Annotated in this window: 5 protein-coding genes; 2 read left to right on the forward strand and 3 right to left on the reverse strand. The window is 70.8% G+C overall.

Annotation, left to right across the window (positions count from 1 at the left end):
• Window positions 1–12 precede the first annotated feature (12 nt).
• Window positions 13–5,688, forward strand: coding sequence for an SdrD B-like domain-containing protein (locus tag AC1PME_RS03375; RefSeq protein ID WP_481097297.1), 5,676 nt, complete (start codon window positions 13–15; stop codon window positions 5,686–5,688).
• A gap of 153 nt (window positions 5,689–5,841) precedes the next feature.
• Here the strand turns inward: AC1PME_RS03375 and AC1PME_RS03380 are convergent, their stop codons facing one another.
• The 3 genes from AC1PME_RS03380 to AC1PME_RS03390 form a co-directional block, all read right to left on the reverse strand.
• Window positions 5,842–7,128 (reverse strand): AGE family epimerase/isomerase, encoded by a 1,287-nt coding sequence (locus tag AC1PME_RS03380; protein ID WP_481097298.1) that lies wholly within the window; start codon window positions 7,126–7,128, stop codon window positions 5,842–5,844.
• A gap of 93 nt (window positions 7,129–7,221) precedes the next feature.
• Window positions 7,222–8,526 (reverse strand): sugar MFS transporter, encoded by a 1,305-nt coding sequence (locus tag AC1PME_RS03385; RefSeq protein ID WP_481097299.1) that lies wholly within the window; start codon window positions 8,524–8,526, stop codon window positions 7,222–7,224.
• Window positions 8,523–9,572 carry a LacI family DNA-binding transcriptional regulator gene (locus AC1PME_RS03390; protein ID WP_481097300.1) on the reverse strand — a complete coding sequence of 350 codons (1,050 nt, stop codon included), beginning with the start codon at window positions 9,570–9,572 and terminating at the stop codon, window positions 8,523–8,525. Before AC1PME_RS03390 ends, AC1PME_RS03385 begins: the two co-directional genes overlap by 4 nt.
• A 131-nt stretch (window positions 9,573–9,703) precedes the next feature.
• Between AC1PME_RS03390 and AC1PME_RS03395 the strand changes: the two genes are divergently transcribed.
• A complete protein-coding gene (locus AC1PME_RS03395) occupies window positions 9,704–12,058 on the forward strand; it encodes a GH92 family glycosyl hydrolase (RefSeq protein ID WP_481097301.1) in 2,355 nt (784 codons plus the stop codon).
• Window positions 12,059–12,103 lie beyond the last annotated feature (45 nt).

The following is a 12,103-nucleotide window of genomic DNA, read 5'->3' on the forward strand; positions in this document are numbered from 1 at the left end:
ACGAGCACCGCCATGGCTTCCGTCGAACGCGCCCATTCGTCCTCGCCGTACCGCATGCCTGCGCCACGCGCGCTGCTGCGCTGGCTGGCAGCCAGCGGCTGCGTGCGCACCGCGGCACGGCAACTGCTGTTGTTGAGCGTGCTGCTCCACGCGCTGCCGGCGTTGGCGGCGGTGACCGCCGGCACCGTGCGCACCGGCTCCGGCGCCGCCACCACCGGCTCGGCGCCGTATGACAACCTGGATGCCGCCGGCAACAACGGCGACGTGCGCAGCAACGACACGGTGACCTATGCGTTGCAGTACTACACCGATGGCGGCGACAGCCAGGTCAGCATCACCTCGACGCTGCCGACCTGCGCCGCCGGCACCGCCGGCTGCAGCAACGGCGACCGCATCGTCGCCTGGCAGGCGCTGCCGCCGCAGTGCAACGGCAACGGTAGCGGCATCAGCGCCGACGGCCTGACCCTGACCTGCGTGATCAACGGTCCGATGGACGCCGGCGCGCGCAGCATCCTGCCGGTGGCCATGGTGCTTGGCAACGCACCCAACGGTGCGGTGCTGAACCCGCCGACCACGACCTTCACCAGCCCGCAGACTTCCACGCCGCCGACCACCAGTTATCTGGCCACCGACAGCGGCGAACTGGTCGTTACGGTCCGCGCGCGCGGCGGCTACGACGTGGTCAAGCAGCCGCAGTCCAACGGCAGCCGCAACCGTTGGGTCTACACCAAGCTCAACGGCCAGGATGGCTGGGTGATGAGCTATGCCGCCGGCATCCGCGCCCCCAACGGCATCAAGGGTCTGGAACCGATCGACGGCGACGGCATCGCCTGGAGCGACAACCTCAGCGACATCGAGGTGACCAGCAGCAACGATCCCAACGGCGCGGCCGCGCTGCAGAACGCGATCCGCACCCAGGGCGTGCTGTACAGCTGGCCGGGCGGCAACTGCATCCTCAACAACAGCAGCCAGGGCAGCAACGTCGGCCTGTTCGGCATGCCCAACGGCGGCACCGGCCGCACGCCCAACCAGCTGCGCGACAGCGGTACCTGTACCGCCACCCAGTCCGGGCCGGGTGCGCCGATCAGCGTCACCATCAAGGATGCGCCCTGGAGCGGAACCTACCTGGCCGACGATGGCACTTATTTCCCGCGGCAGGGCACCGAGTACAACGACCTGGCTCCCGGCGACAACTACGTCGCGGCGCGCGTGCTGAGCATCTGGATTCCGGCCAGCGGCTTCGATCCGATGATCGACCAGGCCAACGTCACCATCACCAACCGCTACAGCGGTGTACGCGGCCGGACCATCAGTGGACAGTCGCTGAGCGGCGATGACAGCGCCAACAATGCGGCCAGCCTGAACTTCACCAAGACCACCTCGATCGGAGGCGGCAAGCAGTACCTGGACATCGGCAGCAGCGGCTGGCACACCGCCGACGGCACCGTGCAGGACGGCTCCAACTTCGGCGCGGCGGTGGTTGCGCTCAATCCCAGCAGCACCCCGGTCCAGGGGCTGGTGCTGTGCGAGAAGCTGGACACCACCAAGTATCAGCTCACCAGCGCGGTGGCGCCGCTCGCCAGCGCCAACCCGCAGGGCTGGGCCGACGGCAACGTGGTGATCGAATACGGCACCGGCGGCCGCGACGGCGCCGGCGACGGGTGGGCCAGCCGCGACGATCAGGCCAACGGCACCTGCGGCAACGACCAGTCGCCGACCTGGTACAGCAGCTTCGCTGCGGTGCCGGGCGGTGCGGCGCGGATCACCAAGGTCCGCGCGCGGGTGCTGGTGCCGATGCCGGCCAGCGCACAGATCTTGCTGCAAGTGGCGCTGAAGGCGACCAGGACCGCCCCGGTCGCCGGCTATGGCGTCGCCGCCGGTCATGTGTGGGAGAACGGCACGGCCGTCTACAACTACGGCACCGTCGGCACCAGCAATGTGCCGGAGGGCAGTGCGCCCGACGCGCAGGGCATCCGCTGGGTGGGTCTCGGCGACGACAGCAGCCGCTTCATCACCAGCACGGCCTGGGGCGACGTGGTGACCCTGATCGCCGCGCGCGCCTCGATCAGCAAGGTCACGCTGACCCCGGCCAACAACGTCAACGCGGTGGTCGCCGGTCAGCAGGTGGAATACGAACTGCGTCCGGTGCTGAGTTCGTCCGGTACCACCCAGACCACCACCAGCCTGCAGGTGCGCGACGTGCTGCCGCCGGAAGCGCAGTACGTCAACGGCTCGGCGTCGCTGGCGCCGAGCAGCGTGCAGGCCAACACGCCGCAGTCCGGCTACACCACGTTGGTCTGGAACCTTCCCAGCGTCGCCACCGGCCAGAGCATCGCGCCGATCCGCTTCAAGGTCGATGTCGACGTGGCGTCGGCCAACGCCCGGGTCATGCCCAACTTCACCGTGGTCAGCAGCCCGCTCGACGCCGGGACCTGCCAGAACTCCGGCGGGGTCTACGACGCCATTCTCAACAGCGGCTATAGCGTCGATTCGGCGACCGGCGCGGTCACCGGCACGCTGTGCCGCCTCGCCGCCCGCCGCGACCTCACCATCAGCAATCCCGGCGGCTTCCAGATCAGCAAGCGTGCCGACAACGACACGGTGGAGCCGAATCAGCCGATCGGCTACACGCTGCGCTGGATCAGCGTCGGCGGCGACGTGCAGAGCAGCGACCTGATCGACGTACTGCCGTATGCCGGCGATGCGCGCGGCAGCCAGGTCAGCGGCAGCACTGGCCTGGCCGCGCTGCTGGGCGCGATCAGCGGCGATGGCAGCCCTGCGTCGACGGTGTACTACAGCAGCGCGGCGCCGGGCAGCATCGACCACGACCCGGCGGCGCCCAGCAACGCGCTCAACGGCGGCAGCACGCGCTGGTGCACGCAGGCGCAGTTCGGCAGCGCCGGGTGCCCGGCATCGCCGGCGCAGGTCACCGCGGTGCGCGTGGTCAGCGCCGATGGCGTGCGCCAGCTCGACGGGCAGCTGCGCAGCGTGCGGGTGCTGCTGCAGCCGCAGGGCAACGCCGGCGGCGACGTGTACAGCAACGACTTCGCCATGCGCGGGGTCAGCGGCAACGTCCCGTTCACCCGGGCCGTGGTGGCACCGGCGGCGACCACGCGCGTGGTCGCCGGCGCGCTGTCGGGCAAGGTGTTCCGCGACGACAACGACAATGGCCAGTTCGATGGCAGCGATGCCGGCATCGGCGCCGTGCAGATCACGCTGGAAGGCTGCAGCAGCGGCCCCGACGGCAGCGTGCAGACCGCCAGCGTGCCGGCCAGCGGCGCCATCGCCTGCGCGGGCGACGATGTGTCGGTCAGCCGGGTGGTCAACACCGATGCGCAGGGCGACTACCTGTTCGCCAACGTCGCCAGCGGCCGCTATCGGCTGGTGGAGGCGCAGCCGGCCGGCTATGCCGACGGCAAGCGCCGCGTCGGCAGCCTCGGCGGCACCGCCAATGCGGTCGGCACGCTGCCGAGCGCGATCGGCGACATTCTGGTGCCGCGCCAGGGCACCGGCGTGAACTACGATTTCGCCGAACTGCTCACGCGCGCCACGCTGGTGCTGCGCAAGACCTCGCGCGGCGGCACCGGCAGTTTCGCCTTCACCCTCGGCAACACCGTGCAAGCCAGCGGCAGCGTCGCCACCAGCGCCAGCGACAGCGCGGTGCAGGTGGACGGCGACACCGCCAGCGCCGGCGTCCAGGCGTTCGTGGTCTCGACGTTGGGGCGTGCGATCGCGATCACCGAAACCGCGGCGGCCGGCTGGCACCTGTCCAGCGCCGACAGCCGCTGCAGCGTCGGTGGCCGCGTGGTCGGCAGCCTGGACAGCGCGTCGCGTACCTATACGGTTCCGGCCGCGGAGGTGGTCGGTGGGGCGGAAATCGTCTGCGACCTGGTCAACGATCCCGACGCGCGGATCACCGTCGCCAAGTCCGCCGACCCGGCCAGCGGCAGCGAGGTCGCGCCGAACGACCGCATCGGCTACCGCCTGGCGGTGAACGTCACCGGCGCCGCGACCACCGCGCCGGTGGTGCTGACCGACACGCTGAGCGCGAAGTTGAACCTGGACGCCGCCTCGATCGTCGCGCCGAACGGTGGCAGTTGCAGCGTGGCGGGGCAGGTCCTCACCTGCACGCTGGCGGCGGGCACGAGCGCGGGCCGCTATGTCTTCGCCTACAGTGCCAAGGTCGCTGCCGACGCGACGGGCGCGGTCAGCAACGCGGTGGTTCCCAGCGGCCCCGACAATCCGGCCTGCGTCAATCCCGAGCAATGCCAGACCCAGCACCCGATCCGCGCCATCTTCACCGTCGCCAAGCGCGTGGTGGGCACGCCGCAACTGGTCGCCGGCACGGCCGACGAGTTCCATGTGCGCTACCGGCTGGACGTGGCCAATATCGGCGGCAGCGCCGGCGCGTATGCGCTCAGCGACAACCCGCAGTTCGATCCGGATGCGCGCATCCTCGGCGCCACCTCCACCCGCGGCAGCGAGAGCGCGGTGACCCTGGATGGTGCGGGCGGATGGACCCTGGCCAGCAAGCGCACGCTGGCCGCCGGCGCCAGCGAGAGCTATCTGCTCGACGTGCGCCTGAAGGTCGCCGCCGGCAGCAACCAGGACGACGATGCCTGCGTCGCCGGTACCGCCCAGCACGGCCTGTTCAACCTGGCCACGTTGTCCGCGCCGCAGGGAACGCTGCAGGACAATGCCTGCGTGGAAACCCCCAAGCCGGTGCTGGCCAGCCAGCTGTCGGTGGAGAAGGTCGGCTCGACGCGCCAGGCCGAGATCGGCGACCTGGTCAGCTATACCGTGCGCGTGCGCAACAGCGGCGATGGCATCGCCCTGCGTCCGACGCTGGTGGACCGGCTGCCGGCCGGCTTCCGCCTGGTCGAGGGCAGCGTGCGCGTGCGCGGCGCCACCTTGCTGGCATTGCAGGGCGCACCCGGTCCGGTGCTGCGCATGGAGCTGGACCGCATCGATCCGGGCGCCGAGGTGATCCTGGCCTATCGCGTGCGCTTGGGCGTGGGCGCGATGCAGGGCGACGGCATCAACCACGCGCAGGCCGAGTGCCGCACCCGCGCGCAGGGCCCCGGCCAGGTGTGCTCCAACGAGTCGCGCTGGAAGGTGGACGTCAGCGGCGGCGTGTTCGGCGAGGAAGGCTGCGTGGTCGGGCAGGTGTTCGTGGACTGCAACGGCAACTCGGTGAAGGACCCCGAGGAACTGGGCATTCCCGGTGCGCGCATGTACATGGAGGACGGCACCTACTTCATCGCCGATGCCGAGGGCAAGTACAGCTATTGCGGCGTGCGTCCGACCACCCACGTCATCAAGATCGATCCGCGCACCCTGCCGCGCGGCAGCCGCATGGTGACCAGCAGCCCCCGCAATGCCGCCGATGCCGGCAGCGTCTTCGTCGACATGAAGAACGGCGAGCTGCAACGCGCCGACTTCATCGAAGGCTCGTGCAGCAATCCGGTGATCGAACAGGTCAAGGCACGGCGCGCGCAGGGCGAGATCAGCAGCGTGCAGACCGAGGCCGGGCAACCGCCGCTGACCTTCGAGAGCAAGCCCGCGCCGCAGCGCGACCCGCTGCAGCAAGGCACGGATTCGGCCAACCAGCCGATCGAACAGGTGCGGCAGCGGCCGCAGGTGCAGGGCACGGCCACGGACGCGCCGGCGGAGGATGGCGTGCACTGAAACAGGGTGCAACGAAAAACGCCTCGCCTCGGGCGAGGCGAGGCGTGCACCGAAAACCCTGCCACCTGCGGAGGAGCGGCTTCAGCCGCGAGCGGACGTTCCCAGGAACGCCCCGTCGCGGCTGCCGCCGCCGCTACATCCGAGGGGGCTGCGTTACCCGAACGCGCGGCTGCCGCGCATCACCGCCAGCACGTCGTGGCAAGCGCCCATGGTGTGGTAGTCGGTCTTGCCGGCCGGGCTCTTCTCGTCGCTGTAGCTGCGGTTGTCGCGGCTGAGGATGCGGAACCAGGCGCCGTAGCGGTGGTCGACCAGGTGCGCCCAGGAGTACGCCCAGAGCTTGTCGTAGGCGGCGCGGTAGCCGGCATCGCCGGTGGCGGCCAGTAGCCGCGAGGCCGCGGCGATCGCTTCGGCCTGCACCCAGAAGTACTTGTCGTCGTCGCAGAAGTAGGTCGGCGCCGCGGCCACGTCCGGCACGCCGACCACCGGCGCGTCTTCCGTGCCGGAAGCGAAACCGTAGACGATGCCGCCGTGCTGCGCGTCCCAGCCGTGCGCCAGGGCGGTGTCGAACAGGTGCCGCGCGGTCGGCAGCAGCCAGTCCGGCGCAGTGCCGGCGGCGGCCTGCAGGTGTCCGTGCAGCAGCACCAGCAGCTTGGACCATTCGACCTGGTGGCCGGGCTGGAAGCCCCACGGCCGGAACAGGTGCTTGGGGTTGTCGCGGTTGTAGTCCCAGTCCACCTGCCAGTTGGCGTCGTAGTGCTCCCACACCAGGCCGCCGGCCAGCGCCGCCTGGCGGCGGGTGATGTGGTCGGCCAGCAGCAGCGCGCGCTGCAGGTAGCGCGGTTCGGCGCTGGCCTCGTAGGCGGCGATCAGGGCCTCGCACAGGTGCATGTTGGCGTTCTGCCCGCGGTAGCTGGAGAACGTCCACTCCGGGGTGGCCTCGTCGCGGTACAGGCCGGCGGCGGCATCCCAGTAGCGGGTTTCCAGCAGTTGCCAGGTCTCGTCCATCCACGCGTCGGTGTCCAGGCCGGCCTTCTTCGCGGTGGCGTAGGCCAGCAGCACGAAGGCGGCGCCGTAGGCGTGCTGGGTGCGGTCCTCGGCCACGCCGTCGCGCAGGGTCCACACGTAGCCGCCGCTGGCGGTATCGCGGTGCGCTTCGCGCAGGTAGCGCAGGCCGTGGCGCGCGGCGTCCAGGTACTCGGCGGCCAGCGCCGACTCGGCGAACTCGATCGCCGCCATCGCGTAGTTGAAGACGAAGCGGGTGCTGCTGACCAGGTGGCGATGGCCGGCGTCGTACACGCTGCCGTCGTCGCGGAAGTAGTGGAAGAAGCCGCCCGCCGGGTCGATCGCGCGCGGGTGGTAGAAGGCCATGGTGTCGGCGATGTGCGCGCGCAGGACGGCGGCGTCGGCGAAGTCGGGCAGGGGCGTGGCGGGCAGGTTCATGCGGGTGGTTGGCGAACGGAGTGAGGGAGGGGAAGGCTGCGGCGCGCGGCGGCGGCACGTGGGCCGCCGCCGCGCGGGGAACGGATCAGCGGATCAGTGCATCGCGCGCGCGGTCGGCGCGGTGGTGGGGGCGGCCGCCGCCAGGTCCGGCGACAGGCGCGAGCCGCGCAGGCCGTACCAGACGATGTAGGCGTAGCACAGCAGCGGGATCACGAAGGCGTGCTGGATGCCGATCGCATCGGCCAGCACGCCCTGCACCAGCGGCACGATGGCGCCGCCGACGATGCCCATGATCAGCAGGCTGGAGGCCTTGCTGGTGAGCACGCCCAGGCGCTCGATGGCCACGGTGAAGATGGTCGGGAACATGATCGAGTTGAACAGGCCGATCGCGATCACGCTCCACATCGCCACATGGCCGGTGCTGAGCATGGTGACCACGAGCAGCAGCGAGGCGATGCCGGCGAAGGTCGCCAGCAGCTTGCGCGCCGGGACGAACTGCAGCAGCGCCGCGCCGGCGAAGCGGCCGATCATCGCGCCGAGCCAGTAGAACGGCAGATAGTGGCTGGCAGCGGCTTCGGTCAGGCCGCCGGTGGTGGGGCCGGAGATGTAGTTGATCAGGAAACTGCCGATCGACACTTCCGCGCCCACGTACATGAAGATCGCCACCACGCCCCACAGCAGGTGCGGATGGCGCAGCGCGTCGGCGAAGCGGTGGTGCGACTCGGCGCCGGTATCGGTGTCCTCGCGCAGCGACGGCACCCGCATCACCAGCACGAACACCGCCAGCAACAGCAGGCCGCCAGCCAGCATCAGGTAGGGGATCTCCACCGAGCGCGCCTGCTCGATGCGGTAGGCGGACAGCTGCTCCGGGCTCATCGCCGCCAGCTGGTCGGCGCCGAGCACCGCGCCGGCCAGGATCAGCGGGCCGATCAGCCACGGGAACACGGTGGTGCCCAGCGAGTTCAGCGCCTGCGCGAAGTTGAGCCGGCTCGGCGCCTTCTCCGGCGCGCCGATCAGGCTGATGTAGGGGTTGGCGGCGACCTGCAGCAGGGTGATGCCGCTGGCCAGCACGAACAGCGCGGTCAGGAACAGCGGGTAGGAGGGCAGGCGCGCGGCCGGGTAGAACATCGCCGCGCCGATCGCCGCCACCACCAGGCCGATGACGATGCTGGCCTTGTAGCCGACCCGCGACACCACCGCGCCGGCCGGCACCGACATCAGGAAGTAGGCGCCGAAGAAGGTGAACTGGATCAGCATCGACTGCGCGTAGTTCATCTGGAACACGGCTTTCAGATGCGGGATCAACACGTCGTTGAGGCTGGTCAGGCCACCCCAGGTGAAGAAGATCATGCTGACCACCGCGATGGCGGCGGTGTTGGACAGCGGGCGACGACTCATGCAGCGACTCCGGGAACGGGCGAGAGGATGACCCGGCTGCTGGCGCGCAGGCACAGCCGGGCGGGGGCGATGGTAAGCGCAGGCAGTGCCTGGCGGTGGCGCAGCGCGTCCAGCACCAGGCGCGCGGCCTGCATGCCGCGTTCGCGCGGGGCGACAGCGACGGTGGACAGCGGCGGGGTGGCGACGGCGGCTTCGGGAATGTCGTCGAAGCCGATCAGCGCGTAGTCGCGGCCGGCCACGCGGCCGCGTTCGGCCAGGCCGCTGGCCAGGCCCAGCGCGACCACGTCGTTGTAGCAGACCAGCGCGGTCGGCAGCGGGTCGCGCGCGCACAGCGCGCCGGCCTGGCGCGCGGCGTCCAGCCGGGTCGGTGCGCATTCGATCAGCCATGCCGGGTCGACCGCGATGCCGGCCGCGGCCAGCGCCTCGCGGTAGCCGGCGCGGCGCTCGGCGCAGGAGCTGGACTGGCGGTGGCCGCCGAAGAAGGCGATGGCGCGGTGGCCCTGCGCCAGCAGGTGCTCGGTGGCCAGGCGCGCGCCGCGGCGGTTGTCCAGCGCCAGCAACGGCCAGTCGCCGTCCAGTGCGCGGTTGAACAGCAGCACCGGCAGGCGCGGCCCCAGCAACTGGCGCAGCCGCGCCGCGTCGGTGTTCTCGGTGGGGGCGAGGATCAGCGCCGCCGGGTGGTGCTCGATCAGCGAGGCCAGCACGGTCTGCTGGCGCTCCGGCGACTCGCCGGTGCTGCCCATCAGCATCACGTATCCGGCCTCGGCCAGCGCCGCGTCGACGCCGCCGGCAAACTCGGCGAAGAACGGATTGGCCAGGTCGTTGACCACCAGCGCCACCGCATTGGACGCGCGCCCGCGCAGGCTGGCCGCGCCGCGGTGGTAGACGTAGCCCTGGCGGGCGATCTCCGCCGCCACCCGTGCACGCGTGTCGGCATGCACCAGCGGGCTGTTGCGCAGCACCAGCGACACGGTCGCCCGCGACACGCCGCAGGCGGCGGCGATGTCGGACACGGTGACGCGTTTGTCGGCGGGAGACGGCGCCACGGCGGATTAGACCGGTTCAAAAGGCCGCCCATCCTGCGCCGTCGTGCTGCGATCCGCATTTTGCAGTGCAGCAAGGCATTGGGCGGGCTTTGTGCTATCGGTTTGGATCGATTCGATACGGGGAGCCTGCCATGCGCAGCTCGAGGACGCTGGGCGGCACCGCCGCACTGCTGCTGGCCGCGCTGTGGCCGACCGCGCCGGCCGTCGCCGCCGCTGCTTCCGCCACCGCCGGCGAGCGCGCGGTGGCGGCGGTGGACCCCTTCATCGGCACCGGCGGCGAGGGCCATACCTATCCCGGCGCCACGGTGCCGTTCGGCATGGTCCAGCTGAGCCCGGACACGCGCATCCAGCCGCGCAAGGACGCCTACGGCTGGGCCGCCGGCTACCGCTACGACGACCGTAGTCTGGTCGGCTTCTCGCACACCCACTTCTCCGGCACCGGCCATTCCGACCTGGGCGACGTGCTGCTGATGCCGATCAGCGGCGCGGTGCGGCTGGAGCGCGGCGACCCGGACACCCCCGGCAGCGGCTACAGCGCGCGCTTCCGCCACGACGACGAGCGCGCCGAGCCGGGCTACTACGCGGTGACCCTGGACGACTACAAGGTCCGCGCCGAACTCACCGCCAGCGCCCGCGTCGGTGTGCACCGCTACACCTACCCGGCCGGCCAGCCGGCGCACGTGCTGCTGGACCTGCGCACCAGCCTGTACGACTACCCGGGCAAGATCAGTTGGTCGCGGCTGCGCCTGCGCGCCGACGGCACCGTCACCGGCTTCCGCGAGACCCGCGGCTGGGCGCCGGGGCGGCAGCTGTACTTCGCCCTGCGCTTCTCGCAGCCGCTGCGCGGCCACGCCTTCCACAACACCGAGCAGGACATCCCCTACAAGGGCTTCCCGCCGCCGGGCGACAACGACCCCACCCAGCGCGCGCAGATCGAAGGCCGGCAACTGGTCGGATCGTTCGACTTCGGCGACGCCCTGCGCGGGCCGCTGCTGGTCAAGGTGGCGATCTCGCCGGTCAGCGAGGACAGCGCCATCGCCAATCTCGACGCCGAGGTGCCGGGCTGGGACTTCGACGGCGTGCGCCGCGCGGCGCGCGCGCAATGGGCGCAGGCGCTGGGCGCGGTGGAGGTGGATGCGCCGCCGGCCCAGCGCACCCAGTTCTACACCGCGCTGTACCACAGCCTGCTCGGCCCGACCCTGTTCATGGACAGCGACGGCCGCTACCGCGGGCCGGACAACGCCGTGCACCAGGCGCAGGGCTACACCCACTACTCGACGTTCTCGCTGTGGGACACCTACCGCGCGCTGCATCCGCTGTTGACCATCGTGCAGCCGCCGCAACGCACCAACGACATCGTCAACTCGCTGCTCGCGCACCAGCGCGAAAGTCCCTACGGGGTGCTGCCGGTATGGGCGTTCCACGGCCTGGAGACCTGGTGCATGATCGGCTACCACGCCGTGCCGGTGATCGCCGACGCCTACATGAAGGGGATCCGCGGCTACGACACCGACGCCGCGCTCAAGGCCATGGTCGCCAGCGCCAACTACGGCCCCTACGACGGCATCGCCCAGTACCGCGAGCTGGGCTACGTGCCGATCGACGAGGAAGGCGAGGCCGCCTCCAAGACCCTGGAGTACGCCTTCGACGACTGGACGATCGCGCGGATGGCGCAGGACATGGGCCGCACGGACGTCGCCGCTACCTTCGCCAAGCGCGCCGGCAACTGGCGCAACGCCTTCGACCCGGACAGCGGCTTCATGCGCGCGCGCAAGCGCGACGGCAGCTTCCGCACTCCGTTCGATCCGGACGCCAGCGGCTACGGCAGCGACTACACCGAGGGCAACGCCTGGCAGTATTCCTGGTACGTGCCGCAGGACGTGGCCGGCCTGGCCCGTGCGCATGGCGGCGACGACAGGCTGCTGGCGCGGCTGGACCAGGTGTTCGACGCCAAGGTCGATCCCAAGGTGTTCGCGCACATGGAGGACATCACCGGGCTGATCGGCTGGTATGCGCACGGCAACGAACCCAGCCACCATGTCGCCTACCTGTATGCCTACGCCGGGCAGCCGTGGCGCACCCAGGCGCGGCTGCAGCAGATCATGCGCAGCCAGTACGCGGCGCGTCCGGACGGCCTGGCCGGCAACGACGACCTGGGGCAGATGTCGGCCTGGTACGTGTTCACCGCGCTGGGCTTCTACCCGGTGGCGCCGGCCAGCAACCAATACATCCTCGGCCGCCCGTTCCTGCCGCGCGCCACCCTGGCGCTGCCCAACGGCAAGCGCTTCACGGTGATCGCCGACGGCCTGGACGATGCGCATCCCTATGTCGGCAGCGTCACCCTCAACGGGCGTCCGCTGAACCGCGCGTTCCTGCGCCACGAGGAACTCATGGCCGGCGGCGAACTGCGTTTCACCCTGCAGGCCACGCCCAACACCGCCTGGGCGGCGGCTGGCGCCGAGCGCGCCTATTCGATGAGCGAATGAAGGGCACTCCAGCTACGCCGGGAGATGTCCTATAGGAGCGGCTTC

Source organism: Xanthomonas sp. NCPPB 901, from assembly GCF_056725085.1.

Coding starts and splice junctions, on each gene's coding strand:
- AC1PME_RS03375 (WP_481097297.1), top strand. CDS start 13: ATGGCTTCCGTCGAACGCGCCCATTCGTCCTCGCCGTACCGCATGCCT.
- AC1PME_RS03380 (WP_481097298.1), bottom strand. CDS start 7,128: ATGAACCTGCCCGCCACGCCCCTGCCCGACTTCGCCGACGCCGCCGTC.
- AC1PME_RS03385 (WP_481097299.1), bottom strand. CDS start 8,526: ATGAGTCGTCGCCCGCTGTCCAACACCGCCGCCATCGCGGTGGTCAGC.
- AC1PME_RS03395 (WP_481097301.1), top strand. CDS start 9,704: ATGCGCAGCTCGAGGACGCTGGGCGGCACCGCCGCACTGCTGCTGGCC.